The 22,545-nt window shown below is 72.6% G+C and carries 20 protein-coding genes; 11 read left to right on the top strand and 9 right to left on the bottom strand.

The window, feature by feature from the left end; translation table 11 throughout:
* Window positions 1-19 precede the first annotated feature (19 nt).
* Window positions 20-181: a hypothetical protein gene (locus ACIO5E_RS20945; RefSeq protein ID WP_400669882.1), complete on the bottom strand. Its 162-nt coding sequence runs from the start codon at window positions 179-181 to the stop codon at window positions 20-22.
* 128 nt (window positions 182-309) lie between these two features.
* On the opposite strand from ACIO5E_RS20945, the gene ACIO5E_RS20940 reads away from it, so the two are divergent.
* From ACIO5E_RS20940 to ACIO5E_RS20930, 3 genes are all read left to right on the top strand, one after another.
* Entirely contained in the window at window positions 310-1,617 is a 1,308-nt protein-coding gene (locus tag ACIO5E_RS20940; protein WP_400669879.1) for a hypothetical protein, read from the top strand.
* Window positions 1,618-1,633: 16 nt separating this feature from the next.
* Window positions 1,634-2,182, top strand: a complete 549-nt coding sequence (locus ACIO5E_RS20935) for a GNAT family N-acetyltransferase (protein ID WP_400669877.1) — start codon at window positions 1,634-1,636, stop codon at window positions 2,180-2,182.
* A gap of 95 nt (window positions 2,183-2,277) precedes the next feature.
* Complete coding sequence (locus tag ACIO5E_RS20930) at window positions 2,278-3,087, top strand: Uma2 family endonuclease (protein WP_400669874.1); 810 nt, start codon at window positions 2,278-2,280, stop codon at window positions 3,085-3,087.
* On the opposite strand, the gene ACIO5E_RS20925 is transcribed toward ACIO5E_RS20930, so the two are convergent.
* A complete protein-coding gene (locus ACIO5E_RS20925) occupies window positions 2,988-4,319 on the bottom strand; it encodes an MFS transporter (protein WP_400669872.1) in 1,332 nt (443 codons plus the stop codon). The two genes, ACIO5E_RS20930 and ACIO5E_RS20925, sit on opposite strands and share 100 nt — an antisense overlap.
* Before the next feature lie 347 nt (window positions 4,320-4,666).
* Here ACIO5E_RS20925 and ACIO5E_RS20920 point away from each other — a divergent pair, with 347 nt between their 5' ends.
* The gene (locus ACIO5E_RS20920) at window positions 4,667-6,316 is read left to right on the top strand and encodes a hypothetical protein (protein WP_400669869.1); all 1,650 of its coding nucleotides are present in this window, start codon (window positions 4,667-4,669) and stop codon (window positions 6,314-6,316) included.
* A 62-nt stretch (window positions 6,317-6,378) separates the two neighbouring features.
* On the opposite strand, the gene ACIO5E_RS20915 is transcribed toward ACIO5E_RS20920, so the two are convergent.
* Window positions 6,379-6,822 carry a VOC family protein gene (locus ACIO5E_RS20915; protein ID WP_400669867.1) on the bottom strand — a complete coding sequence of 148 codons (444 nt, stop codon included), beginning with the start codon at window positions 6,820-6,822 and terminating at the stop codon, window positions 6,379-6,381.
* Between the two features lie 224 nt (window positions 6,823-7,046).
* Here ACIO5E_RS20915 and ACIO5E_RS20910 point away from each other — a divergent pair, with 224 nt between their 5' ends.
* Together ACIO5E_RS20910 and ACIO5E_RS20905 are read left to right on the top strand one after the other, a co-directional pair.
* Window positions 7,047-8,165: a hypothetical protein gene (locus ACIO5E_RS20910; RefSeq protein WP_400669864.1), complete on the top strand. Its 1,119-nt coding sequence runs from the start codon at window positions 7,047-7,049 to the stop codon at window positions 8,163-8,165.
* Between the two features lie 320 nt (window positions 8,166-8,485).
* Window positions 8,486-9,976 carry an alkaline phosphatase PhoX gene (locus ACIO5E_RS20905; RefSeq protein ID WP_400669862.1) on the top strand — a complete coding sequence of 497 codons (1,491 nt, stop codon included), beginning with the start codon at window positions 8,486-8,488 and terminating at the stop codon, window positions 9,974-9,976.
* Between the two features lie 39 nt (window positions 9,977-10,015).
* Here ACIO5E_RS20905 and ACIO5E_RS20900 read toward each other — a convergent pair whose 3' ends face one another.
* Window positions 10,016-11,617, bottom strand: a complete 1,602-nt coding sequence (locus ACIO5E_RS20900; protein ID WP_400669859.1) for a PucR family transcriptional regulator — start codon at window positions 11,615-11,617, stop codon at window positions 10,016-10,018.
* A 142-nt stretch (window positions 11,618-11,759) separates the two neighbouring features.
* Between ACIO5E_RS20900 and ACIO5E_RS20895 the strand changes: the two genes are divergently transcribed.
* The 4 genes from ACIO5E_RS20895 (at window position 11,760) to ACIO5E_RS20880 (ending at window position 16,470) form a co-directional block, all read left to right on the top strand.
* Window positions 11,760-12,356: a PadR family transcriptional regulator gene (locus ACIO5E_RS20895; RefSeq protein ID WP_400669858.1), complete on the top strand. Its 597-nt coding sequence runs from the start codon at window positions 11,760-11,762 to the stop codon at window positions 12,354-12,356.
* Window positions 12,353-13,621 (top strand): FAD-dependent oxidoreductase, encoded by a 1,269-nt coding sequence (locus ACIO5E_RS20890; protein ID WP_400669856.1) that lies wholly within the window; start codon window positions 12,353-12,355, stop codon window positions 13,619-13,621. Before ACIO5E_RS20895 ends, ACIO5E_RS20890 begins: the two co-directional genes overlap by 4 nt.
* A gap of 150 nt (window positions 13,622-13,771) precedes the next feature.
* Window positions 13,772-15,400: an L-glutamate gamma-semialdehyde dehydrogenase gene (gene pruA, locus ACIO5E_RS20885; RefSeq protein WP_400669854.1), complete on the top strand. Its 1,629-nt coding sequence runs from the start codon at window positions 13,772-13,774 to the stop codon at window positions 15,398-15,400.
* Window positions 15,401-15,540: 140 nt separating this feature from the next.
* A complete protein-coding gene (locus ACIO5E_RS20880; protein WP_280678081.1) occupies window positions 15,541-16,470 on the top strand; it encodes a proline dehydrogenase family protein in 930 nt (309 codons plus the stop codon).
* A gap of 60 nt (window positions 16,471-16,530) precedes the next feature.
* Here the strand turns inward: ACIO5E_RS20880 and ACIO5E_RS20875 are convergent, their stop codons facing one another.
* A complete protein-coding gene (locus ACIO5E_RS20875) occupies window positions 16,531-17,124 on the bottom strand; it encodes a Uma2 family endonuclease (RefSeq protein ID WP_400669849.1) in 594 nt (197 codons plus the stop codon).
* Between the two features lie 147 nt (window positions 17,125-17,271).
* Here ACIO5E_RS20875 and ACIO5E_RS20870 point away from each other — a divergent pair, with 147 nt between their 5' ends.
* Complete coding sequence (locus ACIO5E_RS20870; protein ID WP_400669846.1) at window positions 17,272-17,964, top strand: RraA family protein; 693 nt, start codon at window positions 17,272-17,274, stop codon at window positions 17,962-17,964.
* Window positions 17,965-17,973: 9 nt separating this feature from the next.
* On the opposite strand, the gene ACIO5E_RS20865 is transcribed toward ACIO5E_RS20870, so the two are convergent.
* The 4 genes from ACIO5E_RS20865 to ACIO5E_RS20850 form a co-directional block, all read right to left on the bottom strand.
* Entirely contained in the window at window positions 17,974-18,465 is a 492-nt protein-coding gene (locus ACIO5E_RS20865) for a GNAT family N-acetyltransferase (protein WP_400669843.1), read from the bottom strand.
* Window positions 18,466-18,562: 97 nt separating this feature from the next.
* On the bottom strand, window positions 18,563-19,525 hold the full coding sequence (locus ACIO5E_RS20860) for an SGNH/GDSL hydrolase family protein (protein WP_400669840.1): 963 nt from the start codon (window positions 19,523-19,525) through the stop codon (window positions 18,563-18,565).
* 140 nt (window positions 19,526-19,665) lie between these two features.
* Complete coding sequence (locus ACIO5E_RS20855) at window positions 19,666-20,952, bottom strand: TerD family protein (protein ID WP_400670339.1); 1,287 nt, start codon at window positions 20,950-20,952, stop codon at window positions 19,666-19,668.
* A gap of 158 nt (window positions 20,953-21,110) precedes the next feature.
* Window positions 21,111-22,400 carry a hypothetical protein gene (locus ACIO5E_RS20850; RefSeq protein ID WP_400669837.1) on the bottom strand — a complete coding sequence of 430 codons (1,290 nt, stop codon included), beginning with the start codon at window positions 22,398-22,400 and terminating at the stop codon, window positions 21,111-21,113.
* Window positions 22,401-22,545: the final 145 nt, after the last annotated feature.

Genomic DNA, 22,545 nt, shown 5'->3' with positions numbered 1-22,545 from the left:
CGGCGGGACGTCGGTGGGACTACTCGGCGTGGTTCTCGTTCCCGCCGTCGTTCTCGTGCTGGTTGCCGCTCTCGTTCTCGTTGCCGGAGTTGCTCATCGCGGACATTCCTCTCAGGCGGGCCTCCAGGGGTGTCCTGGAGGCGGGCTGGGTGCTGATGACAGTAAGTAAACGTGTGATCACGCATCATGAGATAGGACGTTTCCGGGAGCATCACGGCCCCAGCCCCCGGACGTTTTTCGTTGAGGTGGTGCCGTGTTGACTGGCTGGCCAAGCCGAGTACGGTCACCGGTACGGAACCGAGGAGCGCCATGGCCGAAGTCCATCCGAACCTGGCCCTGAAGGCGTTGATGAACGAGTACGGGCTGAGCGCCCGTAAGCTCGCCGATGCCATCAATACAGCCGAGGAATCCCTGTTTGGGCGCCCTGGCAACGCCACCGACCGACAGATTCGACGCTGGCTCGCAGGCGAGTCAGGCACCCCGCACCTGCACTACCTCACGGCGCTGATAACGGTCTTCAAGGTGCCGGCCGAACAGCTCGGCTTCGCACTCACCGGCTCCAGGTCGCGGCAGCTGGCCACTCTGGAAGCCGGATCCACGCCCCTCCCAGACCGTCCCGCCGATCTCCAGGAGTCATCCACCATGCTCCGCCGTGACTTCGTCCTCGCCGCCACCGGCAACCTGCTCAGCTTCGCCTTCGCCCCGCTTCCGGCCGCTGGCCGCGTCGGGATGAGCGATGTCGGGCGGATCCGCGAGAGCATCGACCAGCTTCACGCCGTCGATGACGCCTACGGCGGCGAGCAACTCGCCGACGTCGCCGAGAACTACGTCCGCCAGATCGAGGGCGCAATGGCCCGTTGCCTGTACGGGCCGAACGTGGAGAAAGCCCTCTACCAGGTCATCGGCGAACTCCACGCGTCCGCCGGGTGGTTCGCCTTCGACAGCGGTGACCACCCGCGCGCCGCCCACAACTTCGATGCCGGTCTGCGCGCGGGCCTGTTGGCGGGCGACCGCATGCTCCAGGCCCGCATCTGGTCCTACATGTCCCGCCAGTCCTGGGAACTCGGTCGTGCCATGGAGACCGTCACCATTGCCCGCGCCGCTCTGGAGGTAACCCGCAAAGGCCGTGACCACCGCCTCAGCGCTCTCCTGCACGGTCGCATGGCCCTCGGCTATGCCGCCTCCGGCGAGAGCTCCCGCTGCGCGGGCGCCCTCGCCCGCGCCGAGATCTGCCTCGACCGGGCCGCCAGCACCCCACCGGCCTGGCTTGCCTTCGTTGGCCCCGGAGAAGTTCTCGGTGCCGCCGCCATGGCCCACATGGATCTCGCCCAACCCGACAGAGCCGCCTATCAGGAAGAGCAGGGGATGGCCTTGCTCGACCCGCGCTTTCGCCGTAACCGCTTCGCCAAGCTCGTCCATCTCTCTGAGTGTCACCTCGCGGCCGGCCGACCCGAACAGGCCACCGCCACCGGGCACCAGGCACTCGACCTGTACAAGTCGGTCAACTGCCCCCGCTGGGCCGTACGTCTGGGCCGCTTCAGCTCCAAGCTGGCCGGTGCCAACCTTCCCGAGGCCAAAGCATTCGTAGAACGCTATGCCTCGATGTACACCGCCTGACAGGAAGCAGTCGCCCGTGGACGCTGCCACAACGCTCACCGTCACCTACTGCACCGCGGAGGACTCGCCCGCCATCGAGCAGCGGCTCATCGCGGTGTACGCCGAGGTCTACGCGGCAGAGGCCGCCAGCGATCCGTTCTTCTCGATCGAACGGTTCACCCAGCGCCTCCACTCCCACGCCGCCGCCCCACGCTGGGGCTGCGCGTTCGGCGAAGTCGGTGGTGAGCCGGTCGGCTACGCCTACGGTTTCGCCCGTACAACCTCGTACCGGTGGAACGGCCTGGTCACTCCGGTGCCAGCCGAGGACCTCGCGGAGACCGACACCCGCACCTTCGCCTTGTGTGAGGTGATGGTCCGCTCCCCGTGGCGCGGGAGCGGGATCGCCCGCATTCTGCACGACGAACTGCTGTCCCACCGCATCGAGGAGCGTTCGCACCTTTTGGTCGAGGAGGAGCACCCAAGGGTGCGGGCTCTGTATGAACGGTGGGGCTACCGGTGGATGGGCACCATGCAGCCGTTCCCGGACGCGCCCCGCTACGACTCGATGTTCCGCCCCATCTGCTGATCGTCGGACGGCGGGCCTTTCGTCAACCTGCTGCCGCGCAAACCTCCCCTTCGGGGGAAAAGTTTTGCGCGGCAGCGGGCAGCCAAGGTGGGGCTATGTCGTCTTTTGTTGCGTTCGGGCAGTGGACCTTGCCCGAATCGCCCTACGCGCTCTGGGTTCGGGGCGAGCTCGACGAACGGCTGGGGCTGCCAGAAGTGCTGCGGGTTGAGGTGATCGGTGGGGAGTTCGTTGTGACGCCATATCCGCCGGTGAACCACGCCCTGATGCTCAGGGACATTCATGAATGGCTGTTCCGCGCCGAACTCGGGGGTGGAGGTTTCCCGTGGCAGATGGTGCAGCATGTCGGCGTCGATCTCGCGGAGATCGGGGATGGCTACTGCTCCGACCTCATTGTGGTGACCGCTGAGGTGGATCTTTTGGCAAGGGTAGAAGATCGATATCTCAGTCCAAGCGAGATCAGCTTGGTGGCTGAGGTCACTGCGCATCCCAACGCACACAATGACCGGCGCCCGGTATCCGGTAAGCCCACCAAATGGAGCGGGTATGCGCGGGCGGGTGTGCCGTACTACCTGCTGGTGGATCGCGATCCACGGCAGCCCGGTGTCACATTGTTCGGTGTGCCGAACAAGACTGAGGGGACGTCGAGGTGTTGGGGGAGTGGAAGTTCGGTGAGACCGTTCGGTTGCCGAACCCCTTTGACGTTGAGATCGGTACCGACAAATGGAAGCCCTGGGCGTAGGCCCGAGGTGAATGCGCCGCCGCCCGGGACGAATCCTCGTCCCGGGCGGCGGCGTTTCTGGCTTGGTCAGGCCTGCTTGGGTTTGCGGGCGACGGCTATCGCGAGGGCCGCGCAGAGGGTGGCGGCCAGAGCGGCGAAGCCGCTGACGGCGGGGAGCAGGCCGTAGTGCTGGACCAGGGCGCCGACGGCGACGATGGGCAGGGAGCTGCCGAGGTAGACGATGATCCACAGGGAGCTCAGCTCGGAGCCACGGCGTTCCGGGTCCATCGCGGCGACGGCGGTGGTGAAGAGGGAGCGGAAGGCGACGCCCTGGCAGACGCCGCCGAGGACGCTGCCGATGAACAGCAGTGCCGGGGTCTCGGTGTACTGGGCGGCGACGACCAGGGCGAGGCCGGCGGCCAGGCCGGTCATGCCGAGGGCGATGACCAGGCGGTCGGAGGTGGGCGGGACGAGCAGCTGGGCCAGCGCGGACGAGCCGAGCAGCAGGGCGGCCACGATCGCGCCGGTCAGGTGCGAGGAGGTGTGCAGCAGCTTGGCGGAGAACGCCGGGGCGAGCGCCAGGTAGACGCCGAACACCGCGTACGAGACGAAGCCGGCCGAGGCGGCGAGCAGGAACTCGCGGCGGCCGGTGCGGGGCAGGGCGAGCCGGCGCGGGCGCAGGTGGGCCGGGGTGGTGATGCGGGGCGGGGTGGTCGGCGGGCGGTTGCGGCCGGGCATCCGCGGGTGGACGAGGGCCAGCGGCACGCAGAGCGCCAGCAGGGCGATGGCGTGCAGCAGGAAGGGCGTCAGCAGCGGGTCCGAGCCGCCGGCGAGCAGGGCGCCGACCACCGGGCCGAGTGCGACGCCGCCGGCGGAACAGGCCAGGGTGAGCTTGGCGGCGAGCGTCGGGTGGTCCGGCAGCAGGTCGCCGAGGGCGGCTCCGGCGGCGCCGGTGGACAGGCCGACGGCGATGCCCTGGACGGCCCGGCCGGCGGCGAGCTGCCAGAAGCTGCCCGAGGTGGCGAACACGACGTCGCCGGCGGCGGCCAGGGCGACGGCGGGCAGGATCAGGGCGCGGCGGCCGAGGTGGTCGGACCAGTGGCCGACCACGGCGAGCACGGGGACCAGCGCGAACACGTAGATCGTGAAGAGGATCGTGGTGTCGAGCGGGCCGAGGCCGAGGCGCTGCTGGAGGAGCGGGTAGATCGGCGTCGCCAGGTTGGCACCGATGAGCATGAACAGCAGGGCGGCGGCGACCAGGCCGACGCGGACGCCCCGCAGGGCGTTCCAGCGGCTGATCGCGGCGAGCTGGAGCTGGGCACGCGGCGCGAGCTCCAGGGGAAGCAGGGCCTCCGACAGTCGGCGTCCGTCGAGCTGCGCGGTGCGCAGGCCGGAGCCGGCGGGGGAGAGGTCCGCCATGGCAGGGGTCTCCTGTAGCCGGGCACCACCGGGGTCGGCTGGGTGTGCCGGCGCGCCCGTCCTGAGGCGCTGTGGTGGTGGCCGCGGTGCGGGGCTCCCTGGTGGAGCGGGTGAGCTGAAGTGGGCCCCTCCTGCCCGGGGTCGGGCGGGGAGGGCGAAGGGCTTCGTTGCCCGATGGCCCGTACGGGGTGTGCACGGTACCGAGTCGAAGGATAAGGGGTGGGCGCACGGTTGCGGCGCGCGCCCCTTGAGGCCGGGCATCGGGGGTGCCCGGCCTATACGCTGAGGTTGTGGATCGGGACGCTGAGCTGATGGGCGGACCGCTGGCTGAGGGAGAACGCACAACGATGGCCGGACGACGTCGGAAGAACGCCGGGGCTTCGGCGGAAGAGAGTGCGGCCGAGGCGGTCCTGCCCGCCGACCTGGAGCTTCAGGACCTCTACGGGGCGTTCGCCGCGCACGGGCTGGACGACGAGGACCTCGACGACGCGGCGGTCCTGGTGCCGCCGGTGAAGCTGCCCACCGAGGAGGAACTGGCCGCCCAGGCGAAGGCCGTACCGATGTTCGGGTACGCGCTGGCGCTGGCCCGCTGGGCCGCCCCGCACCGGGCGGTGGACGAGTTCGGCGACCTCGTGGACGAGGACCGGACCCCCGCGGCGCGGCTGCTGGGCCTGGCCCCGGTGGAGGGGGAGGTGCCGGAGGACGCGGAGATCGAGGCGATGCGGGCCTGGTCGCTGGCCTGCGACCTGGACCTGGTGGAGATCGGGACGACCGCGGCCGGCGAACACGTCGCCGTGCCGGGCCCGGACCTGGAGCCCGCCGAGCAGGGGGACCCGGACACCGTCCTGGAGCTGTGGCTCACCGCCGCCGGGATCGTCCGGGAGCTGGCCGTGGAGGCGGACTCGCTGCCGGAGGAGGAGGCCGAGGCCGGTGCCGAGGCCACGACGGCCACGGCGACCGCAGCGGGCGCGGAGGAGGACGAGGACGGCCTCAACGAGGTCGAGGAGGCCCGGGACGCCGCCGCCGAGCTGCTGGACGAGGCGCTGCAGGTGCTGTACGAGACCACCGCCTTCGCCGAGCCCGGTAACGAGACGGTGCCACTGGGCGTGCTGGCCGCGCTGCTGGTGGTGCCGGAGGGCGAGGAGCCGAGCGAGGAGCTGCTGGGCGACATCACCGATGTGATGGTCGCACTGGACCCGATGCTGGGCGACCTGGCCGAGCTGGGCCTGCTGGAGTACCGGCCGATCGACCCGGAGCTGTTCGACGAGGAGGAGGGCGCCGAGGGCGAGGAGCCCGCCCTCGTCGGCGAGGCGCCGCTGGACGAGGAGGAGTCGGCGCGCTTCGGGCTGGTCCGGCTCACCCCGCTCGGCCAGTACGGCATCCGGCAGTGGCTGCTGGAGGACGGCTACGACGCGCCGCTGGTCGGCGAGCTGGCCCAGGGGGACGCGGCCGAGCTGCTGCGCGCGGTGTGCGAGTCCGCCAACGTGCTGCCGGAGGAGGAGCTGCGGGTCTGGATCACCGACCGGGAGCCGGTGGCGGCGGCGCGCGAGCTGCTGGCGGCGGCGCGCGGCGAGGACGCGTACGCCCCGATGCGGCGGATGCTCACCGTCTCGGCGCTGGACCTGCTGGGCACGCCCGCCGAGCCGGCCGTGCGGGACGTGCTGGACGACCCCGAGCTGGGCGGTGCCGCCCGGGCCTGGCTGACCTCGCTGGGTGCCACGGACGTCCCGGTGCCGGAGCGGGCGATGGCGCTGTGGACGGTGGTCGACACCTTCGCCGCCCAGCTGCTGGACAGCGGCGGCGACGCCGGGCTGCTGCGCGAGCTGATCGCGGACCTTCCGGTGACCGGCAACCCGGCGTCCTACTTCGGCGAGCTCTGGCGGGTCGACCACCCGTACACGGCGGACGTCCTGGAGGCCGTCGGGGAGCTGCACCTGGACCGGGCGGTGGCCAAGGAGGCCCGCAAGGCGGCCTTCAAGGCGCGGTCCAAGAACTGACGGGCTGCGCGGGGGCGGCTTCCCGTGCCTTCCTGCGGCTTTCCGCGGCTTCCCGCGGCGCCCTAGGGAAGGTCCAGGGAGCCGTCCTCGGTGAAGGGGAAGAACGGGTTGTGGGCCAGCTCCCAGAGGTGGCCGTCCGGGTCCTCGAAGTAGCCCGAGTAGCCGCCCCAGCTGGTCGGGGCCGGCGGTTTGACCACCACGGCGCCGGCCTCGACCGCCGTCTTCAGCGCGGCGTCCACCAGCGCGGGGGACTCCAGGTTCACCGCGAGGGTGACGCCGCGGAAGGCGGGCTCGCCGGTGGCGGGCACGCCCGCGTCGGCGGCCAGTTCCTCGGTGGGGAAGAGGCCGAGCACCGAGTCGGCGGTGCGGAACCAGACGATCTCCGGGCTGGAGGCGGAGGACCGCCGCCAGCCCAGGTCCTCGTAGAAGCGGGTGCTGCGGTCGAGGTCGGCGACCCCGAGGGTGACGATGCTGATCCGGGCCGGGAGGCTGCTCTCTGCTGTCATGCCGCCAGGGTAGGGAGCACTGCTGACAACCGCGCGTCCTGACACGGTCTGCGTCCCTGCCCCGCACCCGAGCTGATGACCCGGCAGGTCCCCGGCACGTAAGGTGGCGTCGGCGATGCGGGCGCGAGGACTCGGGGGTGCGGCACAGGATGATGCGGGAGAGCGGCGGCAGGCCCCCGGAGCGAAACGCCGAGCGGAACGTCGAGCGGACGGGTCGTGCGCGCGTGCCCGACCCGAGGAGCCAGGAGGATCGTTTCGCCGCCGTGGAGGAGTTCTCCCGCCGGACCCTGGCGGCGGCCGACTTCCCGGTGTACGGCGTGGTCGCCGGGCTGGACCGCGGGGGCGACGCGCTGGCCGCCTTCGAGACCTCCGGCGGCGAACTCTCCTGGGTCGAAGTGCAGTCCGGCGACCGGGGTTCGGCGGCCGGCCCGTACGTGACCGTGCGCACCTACCGGCCGAGCGCCGAGCTCGGCGAGGACCTGCCCGAGTTGGAGGACGTGGTCGAGGATGAACGCGACCGCGTCTACGACCACTTGGGGGTCGACGAGGGCGACGGGCCCGGCCGGGTACGGGCGTTGCGCGAGTGGATCACCGTGGACGGCGAGCCGTGCCCGGTGGAGGTGCACGAGGACCGGCCGGTGCTCTGGCCGGGTGCGCCGGCCGGCGGCGGGGCGGGCCCGGTCTGGGCCGGGCGGCTGCGGATCGGCGGGCTGACCGTGACGGTGTGCGGGCGCGGGGTGTCGCCCGGCGGCGTGGAACTCGGCGGGATCGCGGACTTCGAGCCGTACCTGCGCGGCCGCACCGAGGTGCTGGACGACCTGGCCGCCCGGCGGGCCCGGCAGGTCCCGGTCGAGGAGCGCGAACTGCCGCCCGCCGTCGGGCTGGAGGCGCACCGGGAGCTGATCGTGCAGAGCATCGCCGAGTCCGCCGCGATCGAGGCGCAGGTCCGGGCCGGGCGGACCCCGCGGCGTCCGCGCGGGCTGCGCGGGGACGGCTACGCGGTGCGCTGGGAGGTGGCGGTGCGTCAGCAGATGCGGCTGGCCACCGAGACCCGGGAGGAGGCCACGGTGGCGGTGACCGGGATGGTCAACCACCTCAACCGGCTGTCCCGGCAGACGCATTGGCTGATCGGGACGCCGGAGGGCACGGCGGCCGTCGAGGAGGTCGTCCGGTACACGGTGTTCGCCAGCGAGGTGGCGAGCCTGCCGGCGCAGCGGGCCTGGGAGCAGCTGTGGCGGGAGCGGCCGGGCGGCGGCGGGCCGGGGGTCTGGGAGGAGCAGCGGCTCGCCGAGCAGCTGTGGCTGTCGGCCTGGGAGCAGTGGCGGGCGACGCGGGCAGGATGACCTCCGGCCGGGCACGCGGATGACCTCCGGCCGGGCGGGCAGGATGACCTCCGGCCGGGCACGCGGATGACCTCCGGCCGGGCGGGCAGGATGACCTCCGGCCGGGCGCACCGGTGCGGGTTCGAGGGCGGACCAAGGCAAAGCGGAGGTCATGCGTCGGTCATCGGTTGGCAAATGGCCGCCTCGGCGTGAGGTGGGCGTCATACCCGGTTCATCCCTGCGGCGGAGTCTGCTGGGCGTCGACGACCTGCCTCGACGCCCCGCTCGCCGGCCACCGGGCCCGCCCCGGTCCGGCGGCCGATTCCTCAGGAGTTGCTGCCATGCCGCTGTCCCGCCGGGACTTCGTCAACCGTTCCACCCTCGTCGGGGCCGGCGTGCTGATCGCCGGCAGCGCGGAGGCGCTGGCCAGCGCCCCGGGCGCGATCGCCGCCCCGGCCGGTGGCGAGCTGCCGGACGCGGCCGCCGCCGCTGTCGCCGACGGCGCACGCGCCGCCGTCGGCTACGGCCCGCTGGTGCAGGACCCGGCCGGGCTGCTGTCGCTGCCGAAGGGTTTCTCGTACAAGGTGGTGAACCGCGCCGGCGTCACCAAGCTGCGCACCGGCGAGTTCACCCCGAGCAACCACGACGGCACCTCCGCCTTCGAGGACGAGCGCGGCGGCAACCTGCTGGTCGTCAACCACGAGCTGTCCGGTGCCCGCGCCAACTGGCCGCACCCGGTGCCGCTGACCGAGGGCCACGTCTACGACCCGGGCGCGGCCGGTGGCTGCACCATCGTGCACGCCAAGCGGAACGGCTCGGTCGAGCAGTGGGTCGGCATCGCCGGCACCTCCACCAACTGCGCGGGCGGTGTGACCCCGTGGGGCACCTGGCTGTCCGGCGAGGAAACCGAGGACAAGGCCGGCAAGAACGGCTTCACCAAGGACCACGGGTACATCTTCGAGGTCGACCCGTTCGACGACGACTACAACCGCGACCCGCAGCCGGTGAAGGCCTTCGGTCGGTACGCGCACGAGGCCGTCGTGGTGGACCCGAAGCGCGGCCACGTCTACCTGACCGAGGACGCCTCGAACCCGAACGGCCTGCTGTTCCGCTGGACCCCGCCGGCCGGCTTCAAGCACGGCCGCTACCAGCTGCGCAAGCTGGCCGCCGACGCCGGCGTGCTGGAGGCCTTCAAGGTCTTCGACGCCCAGGGCAAGTTCGTCGACGACCTCTCCCGCGCCACCAAGGTCGGCACCACCTACGGCGCGGACTGGGTCAAGGTCCAGGACCGCGACGCCAGGACCGTCTCGGTCCGCAAGCAGTTCAAGGACGGCGAGGTCACCCGTGCCCGCAAGCTGGAGGGCATGTGGTGGGGTGACGGCGGCTTCTACTTCGTCTCCAGCTTCGCCCGCTCGGAGAGCCCGGTGCAGCACGACGGCCAGGTCTGGTTCTACAACCCGACCCGCCGCACCATCACCCTGAAGGTGCTGCTCGGCGTCAACACCGACGTCTGGGGCGACCACGACAACTTCGACGGCCCGGACAACATCACCGTCTCGCCGTACGGCGGCATCGTGATCGCCGAGGACGGCGAGGGCGTGTCGCACCTGTTCGGCGCCACCGAGGACGGGCTGACCTACTCCATCGCCCGCAACGAGCTGAACATCGGCACCGCCGAGAAGCCGGAGTTCAGCGAGTTCACCGGGGTGACCTTCTCGGACGACGGCAAGACCCTCTTCGCCAACATCCAGACCCCGGGCATCCAGCTGGCCATCACCGGCCCGTGGCACCGGCTGAACGAGCACAAGCGCGGACAGGGCTACGGCGAGTGACCCGGGGTTCGTAGTGTGAGGTGAATCGGCTGCCCGCGGTCACTCGTCCGCGGGCAGCCGCAGTTGCAGCATCGCCAGCAGGCGCTGCTGCGGCTGGGCGAGGTCGATGCCGGTCAACTGCTCGGCCCGGCGCACCCGGTAGCGCAGGGTGTTGGGGTGGATGTGCAGGGCGTCGGCGGCGACCCGGACCTCGCCGAGCGCGTCCAGCCAGGCCAGCACCGACGCGGCGAGCCGGGTGCCGTGCCGGCGGTCGTACGCGGCGAGCGCGGTCAGCCGGGGGTCGCGCAGGCCGGTGCGCTCCTGCAGCAGGGCGAGCATCTCGCTGACCAGCACCTCGGCCTGGACGTCGATCAGCGCCGCCACGTCGAGGTCCACCCCGCCGCGGCCCATCGCGTCCAGGATGCGGTCCGCCTGCACGCGGGAGTGCGGCACCTGGGCCAGGCCGTCCACGGTCGAGCCGATCGCGGCGCGCAGCGGGACCCCGAGGTGCTCCCGGGCGGCCGTCACCACCTCGTCCGCCCAGCCGCGCACGGTGGCCATCGGCAGGCCGGGCGGGAGTTCGGGCAGCAGCACGTACACCCGGGACTCGATCGGGGCGAGCAGCGCGGTGCGGTGCCGGGCGGCGGTGTGCACCGAGATCAGGCCGGTGACGTCGGAGCGGTGCAGCGCCTCGGTGGTGTGCGCGCTGTACGCGAGCACGGTGGCCGGGCGGCGCAGGTCCAGGCCCAGGTGGGTGGCGAGCGACTGCGGGCCGGTGGAGCCCTCCAGCAGGCCGGTGAGCAGGGTCCGGGTGAGCCGCATGTCGGCGGACAACTCCCGTCGGCGGCGCACCAGCTGGGCGGCGGCCACCCGGGCGGCGCCGACCAGGGCCTGCTCGGCGAGCGGCGCCAGCGGCTGCGCCCCCTCCTGCACCCAGATGGTGCCGAGCGGCTGTGCCCCGGCCCGGATGCCGATCGCCAGGCGGCGGCGCAGGCCGAGTTCGGGGTGCGGCTCGACCGCGATCGGGGCGTCCGAGCTGCGCAGGTGCTGGAAGATGCCCCACTCGCGGAGCTTGGACAGGTACGGCTCGGGGCCCTGCCAGCCGAGGATGGAGAGCCGGCGCAGGTCGTCGACCTCGTCCGAGTCGGAGGATCGGGAGTACGCCAGCACCCGGCTGGAGGTGTCCTCGATCGAGACGATGCCGTTGGTGAGCACGGCGACGGTCTGGGCGAGGGAGAAGAGGTCACCCGCGTTGGGCTCGGGGGCGCCGGGGGTGTCCGGGGCGTCCGGGCCGGCGATGATCGCGCGGGCGAGCGAGTCGAGGTGTTCCCACCGGGTCTCGCGGCGGACCGAGAGCAGGGCGACGCCCGCGTCGGTGGCGGCCTCGCGCAGCGCGTCCGCCTGGCCGGGGCCGTCCAGCTTGACGGCCACCGCCGCGGCGCCGGCCCGTCCGGCGGCGCGCAGGGCGGGGAGGGCGGCGCGGCCGCGGGCGCCGATCGCGAGGACGAGTTCGCCGGGGGCGGCGGTCGGCGGGTCCTCCGGGTCGAGGATCGCCACGTCGCGGACCGGGACGTCCAGGCCGTGCGGGGCGGCCTGCAGTTCGACCAGGGGTTCGCCGAGGGACATCAGGAGCTGCCGGAGCGGGAGGCCGGGGGTCGTCATCGGGCCTCCTTCATCCGCTCGGACAAGGCCGTGTGGTTGATTTTAGCCGGGCGGACAGCTTTGCGGTCCGGCTTTCGTAAATAGTTGACTCTGACTATTCAGGAGTGGATAGTCGGTACTGACCAAGAGATGAGGACGTCTCGTGGCGAAGCGACGCAAGGTGTCGAACCCGCTGGCCCTCGCGGTCCTGGCCGAGCTCGTGGCCGAGCCGATGCACCCGTACGAGATGGGGCGCCGGCTCAAGGAGCACGGCAAGGACCGCAACATCAAGTACAACCGCAGCTCGCTCTACATGGTCGTGGAGCAGCTGCGGAAGGCCGGGTTCGTCGCCGAGCAGGAGACCGTCCGCGACACCCAGCGACCGGAGCGCACCGTCTACGCCGTCACCCCCGAGGGCCGGACGGAGCTCCGCGACTGGATGCGCGAACTCGTCGCCGAACCGCGGCACGAGTACCCCGCGTTCGGGGTCTCGCTGTCGCTGCTCATGGTGCTCCCGCCGGCCGAGGCCGTGGAGCTGCTGGAGCAGCGCCTGGCCGCGCTGGCCGCCGAGGTGACGGGCATCCGGGCGAGCCTGCGGACGGCCCTGGACGACGGCGTGGCCTGGATGTTCCTGATCGAGGAGGAGTACCGGGCCGGCGGGCTGGAGGCCGAGAGCCGCTTCGTCGAGCACCTCGTCCGACAGCTCAAGGAGCCGGAGTTCATCCGGACCTGGCACGAGATCTTCGGGAGTCTGCAGTGAACGCAATCCGCACCGCGAAGAAGGCGCTGGTCATCGGCGGCGGGATCGCCGGACCGGTGATGGCGCTGGCCCTGTGCAAGGCCGGCATCGAAGCGGTCGTCCTCGAGGCCTACGACGCCTCGGCCGAGGGCATCGGCGGCACCTTCATGATCGCGCCCAACGGGCTCGACGCCCTGGCGGTCGTCGGCCTGGCGGCGGAGGTCGGGGCGATCGGGCAGCCGATCGGTCCGATGCTGATCGAGGACGGCAAGGGCGGCGTGCTGGCCGAGTTCGCCGGCCTCGCCGACCTGCCGCCCGGCCGGGTCATGCGCCGCGCCGAACTGTACGAGGTGCTCCAGCGGCGGCTGCGGGAGACCGGCATCGAGGTCCGGTACGGCAAACGGCTGGTCGGCGCGGAGGAGGGCGCCGACGGCGTCACCGCCCGCTTCGCCGACGGCAGCACCGCCACCGGCGACCTGCTGATCGGCACCGACGGCACCCGCTCCACCGTCCGCACGCTGATCGACCCGGCCGCGCCCGGCGCGCGGTACACCGGCCTGCTCGGCGTCGGCGGCTACAGCCCCCACCGGCTGCCCGGCCGGGCCGGACGCGGCGAGACCATGCACTTCGCCAACGGCGCCCGCGCCTTCTTCGGCTACTGGGGGCTGCCGGACGGCGCCGGGACGGCCTGGTTCAGCAACATCCCGCAGCCCGAGCAGCAGAGCGCCGAGCAGGTCCGCGCCGTCGGCCGGGAGGAGTGGTTGCGCCGGGTCCGCGACCTGCACGCCGACGACCTGCCCGCCCGGGACGTGCTGCGCGAGGCCGACGCCGACACCGTCGAGGTCTTCCCGCGGCTGGAGATCATGCCGTCCGTCCCGCACTGGTGCCGCGGCCGGATGGTGCTGGTCGGCGACTCCGTGCACGCGCCCTCCAACAGCTCCGGCCAGGGCGTCTCGCTGGCCGTCGAGAGCGCCGTCGAACTCGCCCGCTGCCTGCGGGACCTGCCCGACCACACCGCCGCCTTCGCCGCGTACGAGGCGCTGCGCCGGCCCCGGGTCGAGAAGATCGCCGCCGACGCGGCGCGCACCAACAACCAGAAGGCCTCCGGTCCGGTCGGCCGGGCGCTGTTCCGGCTGCTCGCGCCGATCGCGATGCGGACCTTCATGAGCCCGGAGAAGATGCTCCGCCCGGTGCACGGCCACCGGATCGACTGGGACCGCCCGGTGGCCTCCGCGGCGACGGGCGCCGCGACGGGCCGTCAGGGGCGGGCCGTGACCGCGCCGTGATCCCTTCGTCGGGCCGGACAACGCCGTACGGGGGAATTTAGCCTTCCGGCCAATCAAGTGGCCCCGGGGGCAGGAATAGCGTTCGTGCTGTGGCCGGCGTGCGACCCGCGCCGGCATCCCCCCGCAACAACGAAGGAGAGCGTGCGCTCTATGGACGCTGTGACCCAGGTCCCCGCGCCGGTGAACGAGCCGGTCCACAGCTACGCCCCGGGCAGCCCGGAACGGGCCCGCCTGGAGGCCAAGCTGAAGGAGCTGGGCGGCCAGGAGCCGGTCCAGCTGACCATGACGATCAACGGTGAGCGCCGGATGGGCGGCGGCACCGAGATCCACGTCGTCCAGCCGCACAACCACGCGGCGAGGCTCGGCACCCTGCGCAACGCCACCCAGGCGGACGCGCAGGAGGCCATCGACACTGCCCTGGCCGCGGCCCCGGCCTGGCAGGCGCTCTCCTTCGACTCCCGTGCCGCGATCTTCCTCAAGGCCGCCGACCTGCTGGCCGGCCCCTGGCGCGAGACCCTGGCCGCCGCCACCATGCTCGGCCAGTCCAAGACCGCCCAGCAGGCCGAGATCGACACCCCCTGCGAGCTGGTCGACTTCCTGCGGTTCAACGTCCACTTCGCCCGCCAGATCATGGCCGAGCAGCCGATCTCCTCGGACGGTGTGTGGAACCGCAGCGACCACCGCCCGCTGGAGGGCTTCGTCTACGCCATCACCCCGTTCAACTTCACCGCGATCGCCGGCAACCTGCCGACCGCGCCCGCGCTGATGGGCAACGTGGTGCTGTGGAAGCCGTCCCCGACCCAGCAGTACTCCGCGCACCTGCTGATGCAGCTGCTGCAGGAGGCCGGCCTGCCCAAGGGCGTCATCAACATGGTGACCGGCGACGGCCTGGACGTCTCCGCCGTGGCGCTCAAGCACCCGGCGCTGGCCGGCATCCACTTCACCGGCTCCACCGCCACCTTCCAGCACCTGTGGCGCGAGGTCGGCACCAACATCGCCTCGTACCGCACCTACCCGCGGATCGTCGGCGAGACCGGCGGCAAGGACTTCCTGGTCGCCCACCCGTCCGCCGACCCGGCCGTGCTGAAGACCGCGATGACCCGCGGCGCCTTCGAGTTCCAGGGCCAGAAGTGCTCGGCGCTCTCCCGCGCCTACGTCCCGGCCTCGATCTGGGCCGGCCTCAAGAACGAGTTCGCGGCCGAGGTCGAGGGCCTGACCATGGGCGACGTCACCGACCTGGCGAACTTCATGTCCGCCGTCATCGACGACCGCGCCTTCGCCAAGAACAAGGCCGCCATCGACCGCGCCCAGGCCGACCCCGAGGTCGAGGTCCTGGCCGGCGGGACGTACGACGACTCGGTCGGCTACTTCGTCCGCCCGACCGTCCTGGTCTGCGAGGACCCGGCGTCCGAGTACTTCCGTGACGAGTACTTCGGCCCGATCCTCGCCGTGCACGTCTACCAGGACGAGAAGTACGAGGAGATGCTGGCCCAGATGGAGTCGGTGTCCCCGTACGGCCTGACCGGCTCGATCATCTCCCAGGACCGCGCGGCCGCCCAGGACGCCATGCACAAGCTGCGCTTCGCGGCCGGCAACTTCTACATCAACGACAAGCCGACCGGCGCCGTCGTCGGCCAGCAGCCCTTCGGTGGCGGCCGGGCCTCGGGGACCAACGACAAGGCCGGCGCCAAGCAGAACCTGGCGCGCTGGACCTCGACCCGCTCGGTCAAGGAGACCTTCGTCCCGCCGACGGACTACCGCTACCCGCACATGGGCTGAGTGCCCCTCCCGACCACATCGGTCACCTGACGCCCGGCCCCGCAGCCGGGCGTCGCCCGCCGGGGCGGCGGGCCCCACCCCCGTACCGCCGCCCCGGCCCCTTTCTGCCACCCTTAGAAGCACCAGCTCCAGGAGTCACGATGCTCCGTTCCGCCCTTCTCGCGGCCTCCCGGTCGCCGCAGGTCCGCACCGTGGTCGAGAAGTTCCCGCCGACCCACGCGATAGTCGAGCGCTTCGTCGCCGGTGAGGCCCTCGACGACGCCGTCACCGCCTGCGACGACCTGGTTGCCACCGGCCGCAAGGTCACCCTGGACCACCTCGGCGAGGACACCCAGGACGCGGCCCAGGCCGCCGGCACCGCCGAGGCCTACGAGCACCTGCTCAAGGCGCTCAAGGAGACCGGCCTCGCGGCCGGTGCCGAGGTGTCGGTCAAGCTGTCGGCCGTCGGCCAGTTCCTCCCGGTGGACGGCGAGAAGATCGCGCTGGAGAACGCCCGCCGCATCTGCGAGGCCGCCGCCGACGCGGGCACCACGGTGACCCTCGACATGGAGGACCACACCACCACCGACTCCACCCTCGCCATCGCGCGCGAGCTGCGGGCCGACTTCCCCTGGCTGGGCGTCGTGCTCCAGGCCTACCTGCGCCGCACCGAGGCCGACTGCCGCGAGTTCTCCGGCCCCGGTTCGCGCGTGCGCCTGTGCAAGGGCGCCTACAAGGAGCCCGAGTCGGTCGCGTACCAGGGCAAGCACGAGGTCGACCTCGCGTACGTCCGCGCGCTGAAGATCCTGATGGCCGGCGAGGGCTACCCGATGATCGCCTCGCACGACCCCAACATGATCAAGATCGCCGGCCAGCTCGCCCAGTGGAACGGCCGCAAGCGGGACTCCTTCGAGTACCAGATGCTGTTCGGCATCCGCCCCGAGGAGCAGCTGCGCCTCGCCGGCGAGGGCAACACCATGCGCGTGTACCTCCCGTACGGCCAGGAGTGGTACGGCTACTTCATGCGCCGCCTCGCCGAGCGCCCGGCGAACCTCACCTTCTTCCTGCGCGCCATGGCCACCCGCGGCTGACCCTGACGCCACGTCGAACGGCCCGCACCCCCGGTGGAAGGGGGGCGGGCCGTTTTCGCGTCAGAGGAACGGTTTGGTGTCCAGCTCGAAGCCGAAGGGTTCGGGCAGTGCGAGAGGCTCGCCGAAGGCGGCCAGCTGGACCTCGGTGTACTCGTCGCGGTGGGGCTTGCCGAACAGGCTGATCTGCGACCTCTCGCGGTCGATGAGGAGGTAGAGCGGGATCGCGGCGCGGGCGTAGCAGTGGCGTTTGGCGATGCGGTCCTGGTCGGGCTTGCCGGACGTCACCTCCGCCACCATGGCGACACCGTCCGGCTCCATCCAGGACGGGGCGCCCCGGAAGAGGCGGAGATCCTCGGGGGCGAAGGTGGCATCGGGGATGACGTGGTTCTTCGGGCAGAGACCGCCACTCGCGAGTCGAAGGCCCTTGCCGCCGGAAACGCTCATGTCGGTCGTGGAATGCCGGATCACCTGCTTGATCAGGTGACTGATGTGGTCCTCGTGATCGCCGTCCGGCGGTGGTGCCACGATGATCTCTCCCTCGATGAGCTCGGCTCGGAAGCCTTCGGGGGAGTGCAGGCTCAGGAAGCTCTCCAGCAGGATGTCGGCCTGCGACGGGGAGTCCGTGATCGGTTGCTCATGCGCCACAGCACTCATGATGCCCCTCCTTCAGATGGACGTCACGCTAGCGAGTGCCGAACCGGGTTATGCCGTGCACGGTTTGATTTCACTCGATGTGTGGGTTTGAGTTTCGGACTAGGATCGGAGCTTGGTGAACTGGGCGTTTGGCGGGAGGAGTTGGGGATGCTGAAGGAGTTCGCGGGGCTGTCGACGCCGGTGGTGGCGGATGCGTGTGTGCGGTTGGGGGTGGGGCTGCGGGCGGCGCCGGCGGGGGTGGCGGCGGTGACGGCCGGGGGCCGGGTCGCCGGGCGGGTGCTGCCGGTGCGGCACTACGGGAGCGTGGACGTGTTCCTGGAGGCGTACGGTGCGGCCCGGGACGGGGACGTGCTGGTGATCGACAACGGCGGGCGGACCGACGAGGCCTGCATCGGGGACCTCGCGGTGCTGGAGGCGCGGGCCGCCGGGGTCGCCGGGATCGTGGTGTGGGGGCTGCACCGGGACACCCCCGAACTGGTGGAGATCGGGCTGCCGGTGTTCAGCTACGGTGCGCTGCCGCTCGGGCCGATGCGGCTGGACGAGCGGGAGCCGGAGGCCCTCGTGGCCGCGCGGGTCGGGCCGCACCTGGTGGGCGCCGGTGACGTGGTGTTCGGCGACGCGGACGGGGTGCTGTTCGTGCCGGCCGACCGGGCCGGGGAGGTCCTGGAGACGGCCGCCGCGATCGCCCGCACCGAGCGGGCGCAGGCCGAGCGGATCGCCTCCGGCGACACGCTGCGCCGGCAGACCGCCTTCGACGCGTACCTGGAGCGCCGGGCCGCCGACCCGTCGTACAGCTTCCGGCAGCACCTGCGGCGGGTCGGCGGGGCGATCGAGGAGTAGCGAAGTTCCCTACAGGGGCCGGTGCATGACGTGCAGGCCGACGTAGCCCTCGGTGGGGTGGTGGAAGCCCTCCGGGAAGGTGCCGATGACGGTGAAGCCGAGCGACTCGTAGAGCTTCACCGCGTGCTCGTTGGAGGCGACCACGGCGTTGAACTGCATCGCCCGGTAACCGGCTTCACGGGCCCACGCGATGGTGTACTCGGCGAGGGCCCGGCCGATGCCCCGGCCGGAGTGGGCCGGGTCGACCATGTAGCTGGCGCTGGCGATGTGCGAGCCGTTGCCCTGGTGGTTGCGGTTCATCTTGGCGGTGCCGAGCACCGCGCCGGTGGTCTCGTCGACGGCGACCACCGTGCGGTTCGGGGCCGTGAGCAGCCACCAGCCCCGGCCCTGCTCGAAGTCCAGGTCGAGCGGGAACGTGAAGGTCTCGCCGGCGGCGACGATGGCGTGGAAGAAGGGCCAGATGGCCGGCCAGTCCTCGGCGGTGGCTTCGCGGATGAGCATCCGCTCAGCATGATCCGTACCCGGCGGGCGGGGCAACGGGTTTTCGGGACTCCGCCCGCCGGGTGCGGATCGTCCGGGTGTGGATCGTCCGGCGTGGTCAGCCGAGGATGGCGTCCTCGACCAGGGCGGCCGCGTGGGCCTGGCCCTTGGCGTTGGGGTGCACCAGGGCGTAGCGCAGCGGGATGATGCTGGTCAGCACGCCGTCCAGCCAGTGGTCGTCGTCGCAGACGCTGTGGCCGGCGGTGGAGGGGTAGAGGTCGACGAAGGTGTCGCCGTGGGCGGCGGTCTCCTGGGTGATGACCGCGTTGAGCGGCTCCAGGATGGCGGTGCGGGCCCAGGCGAGGTCGCCGGTGGTGAAGGTGGCGAACTGGTGCAGGTCGCCGTACCGGCAGCGGGTGGCGTCCTCGGGGACGAGGTGCGGGTAGCCGACGGTCAGCAGCCGCGCGAACGGGGCCTTGGCGTGCAGCGCGCCGAGCATCTGGTCGTAGTCGCCGCGCAGTTGGTCGAGTCGCCCGGGCAGGCTCGCGTCGTACTCGTCCTTGCAGGGCGTGCCCTTGCCGAGGTTGCCCGCGCCGAGTTCGATGCAGGCCTTGAGGATCTCGGCGAAGCCGAGGGTGTTGCCGCCGACCCCGACGGTGATCAGGTCGGTGTCGGGGGAGACGGTGTCGATCTGCGGCGGGACCGGCGGGAAGGGGGCGTCGGGGTCGGTGCCGAAGGGCGGGAGCGGGCGGCCGAGCGGGGTCAGCTTGGTCTGGTAGACGTCCTTGGCGGTGGCGCCGCCGCAGCTGGCGTTGCGCAGGTCGAGCAGCGGGCCGAGGTCGCGGCGGATCACCTCGGGGTAGGAGAGGGTGGTGCGGGCGCAGCCGTCGTGGGGCTCGGTCTCGTCGCCGGTGGCCTCGATGACGCCGGCGGTGTAGGAGTCGCCGAGCGCGGCCCAGGTGAGGGCCCCGGCACGGCCGGACGGCCTGGCGGCGGCCTCGGCGGCGGACGGGGTGATCAGGCCGGCGGTGAGTACGACGGCGCTGCCGGCGACGACCAGGCGGGACAGGAAGCGTGGCACGGTCTCTCCCTCAACGAGTGCGCGGGAGAGCGCGATTCACCCCCCTAGAGGTAAATCGAGTCGCGGTGTGGACGACTTGATACCTCAGGGGGGTGAATTCGTCGGCGTGACCGTGACGTTGGGCCGTCCCCCGGAGTGGGTCAGAGCAGGGCGGCGGACGGATCGACCATCGCCCGGGCGGTCTTGGCGTCGACGTACTCGCCGAGCGCGGTCATCACCCACTCGCCGGACGTCTGGCGGACCAGCTTGCACATCACCACGCCGGTGCTCGGCTCGGAGTGGGTGAGGTCGAAGCGGACCAGTTCCTCCTCCGTCCGGGCGTCCAGCAGGCGGCAGTAGGCGTTCTTCACCTCGGTGAACCGCTGGCCGGAGAAGGAGTTGACGACGAAGACCAGGCCGGTGACCTCGGCCGGCAGGCCGTCCAGGTGCACGGTGATCGACTCGTCGTCGCCGGCGCCGCCGCCGGTGAGGTTGTCGCCGGAGTGGGCGATCGCGCCGTTGAAGACGGTCAGCTTCATGAACCAGGCCGTCTCCAGCTTCTTGCGCCGGGCGTCGAAGGCGAGGCAGGAGGCGTCCAGGTCGACGCTGCGGCCACGGCCGGCGGGCTCCCAGCCGAGTGCCATCCGGACTGAGGAGAGGAAGGGGCGGCCGTTCTTCACCAGGGAGACCGAGCTGCCCTTGACCAGGCTGACCCGGCCCTTGTCCAGGGTGACCTTGGCGGGGGCCGGCGGGGCCGGGGGTGCGGCCGGGGGCGCCGGCGGTACGGGTGCGGTGGAGGCGAGGGCGATCCGCGGGTCGACGGGGGCCGGGACCGGGGCGGGGGCCGGTGGGGCCGCAGGGGGAGTGACGGGTGCGGCGGGCGGTGCGGGCGGCGCGGGAGGGACGGGCGCGGTCCGGGCCGGGGCGGCCGGGGCCGGGGCGGCCGGGGCCGGGGCGTCGTCGACGGTGACGCCGAAGTCGGTGGCGATGCCCGCCAGGCCGTTGGCGTAGCCCTGGCCGACCGCGCGCACCTTCCAGGCGCCGCCGCGCAGGTAGACCTCGACCACGATGAGCGCGGTCTCCCGGCCCAGCTGCGGCGGGGTGAAGGTGACCAGGACCTGTCCGGTGTCGGCGTCGCGGACGGTGGCGGTCGGCTCCATTCCGGCGAAGGTGGCGGAGTCGTCGGCGGGGCTGGCGGCCACCACGATCTTGGTGATGTCGGCCGGGACGGCCAGGGTGTCGACGGTGATCGCGTCCGGCGTTCCGGCGGTGGCCGGGCGGTGGCTGACGCCGGGGCCGTGCGGGGCGTTGAAGAAGACGAAGTCGTCGTCCGAGCGCACCTTTCCGGCGTCGGTCAGCAGCAGACCGGAGACGTCCAGCGCCTTGGGTGCGGTGACCTCGACAGTCACCCGCGCGGCGGTCAGCGGGGCGTTGCCGCCTTGGGTCAGGACGGTGGACACGGACTCCTCCTCGGGTGCGGAACGGCGGCCGGCCGGGGCCGTCGGGGCCACCGGGCCGGGTGCTGCCCACAGTAACGAACGGGGGTGCCGGGATGAGCCCGTCCGGGGCGGTGACCTGTCGGATCGTCGGACGGTACGGCTGGGCCTCAGCGGGGTGCGATGGCCGGCGGCGCGGTGTTCTGCGGCGCGGTGTTCTGCGATGCGGTGGTGCGCGGTGCGGTGGCCGGCGGGAGCCCGGGCGCCTGCGGTTCGGCCGGCTGGGGCGCGACCGGGCCGAAGGAGCCGAGGGCGGCGACCGCCCGGGGGTGGTCGATGCCGAAGGCGGCGGCGCTCCAGCTCTCCACCGCGGCGGGCTTGCGGACCAGGCCGGACGGGCCGGACGGACCGGCGGTCGGGCGGGTGCCACGCACGACGAAGGTGTACCGGCCAGGCGGGACGTCGGTGCCGGCCGGGGTGGTGAAGCGGTAGACCAGGGTGCCGCGGTCCTGCTGGGCGGTGACGACCGCGCCGGGCAGATCGGTCCAGGCGGTGCCGCTGCCGGGGGCCAACTCGCCCGGGGATAGCCGGAATTCGGCCTGAAGCGCGGTCAGCGGCTCGGCGGCGGCGAGGTCGAGCTGGTGCCGGAGGCCGTCGCGGCCGAGCGGCGTGACGGTCGCGACGCCGGCCAGGGCCTGGTCGACGTCCGGGTCGGCGCCCGGGGCGGGGGTGCCGGTGCCGGTGCCGTCGGAGGGGCCGGACGGGGCGGTGGACTCACCCGGGGCGGGCGTCGGGCCGCCGACCGGGCGGGGCCCGGGCGCGTGCGGCACGGTCGGCGAGGGGGAGGTCGAAGGCGTCGCGGTGGGTTGGTCGGTGGCGGGCACGCCGGGCTGGGCCGACGGCGAGGGCCCGGCGGCGGCGTCGGCCTGCGTGGCGGGCGTGCCGGTGTCGGCCGGCCAGGAGCCGGGCCCGCGGCCGGAGCCGCGATCGGCGGCGGCCTGTCCGCCGGTCTCCACCGGGACCTCCGACCGGGTGCCGGACGCGCTGGGCGAGGCCGATCCGGAGGCTGTGCTCGACGCCGCTCCCGAGTGTTGCGACGGGGCCCGGGACTCGGCGGGCCGGGGCGCCGAGGGCCGGCCGGTGGCCGGGGGATCGGTGGGGTTCTGCCCGGCCGGGACCTGGTCGGCGGCCGCCTGGGCCTGCTCGCCCGGGGTGGGCGTGGGCGGCGGAGTGGTGCCGACCCGGGCGACCCCGGCCCGCCGGCCCACGCCCTGCTGCTCGTTGAGCAGGAGCGTGGTGGCGATGCTGATGCCGACGACGGTGGACATCGCCATCGCGGCACCGGAGAAGCGCAGGGTGGGCAGCCGGAGCCGGCCGCCGAACGGGCGCGGCCGCCCGTGCCGGCCGTGTCGTACGGGCTCGTGCTGCACGTCCCGTGCGGCGTCCTCGCGCACAGCCACCGGACCCCTCCCTCCCCGAAGTCGCCGTCGCGGTATTCTCCCACGCGCCGAGGCCGGGTCGGCATCGGCCGCCCGGGGTCGGTCGGCCGGGGTCCGGGTGGGGCCCACGCCGGGAGGGGGAGAGCGTACCAGCGGGTGATCGCAT

It is taken from the genome of Kitasatospora sp. NPDC087314 (assembly GCF_044744365.1).
Classification (GTDB): domain Bacteria; phylum Actinomycetota; class Actinomycetes; order Streptomycetales; family Streptomycetaceae; genus Kitasatospora.
The sequence above is the reverse complement of the archived record's forward strand: the minus strand, read 5'-3'. Positions and strand labels throughout refer to the sequence as shown.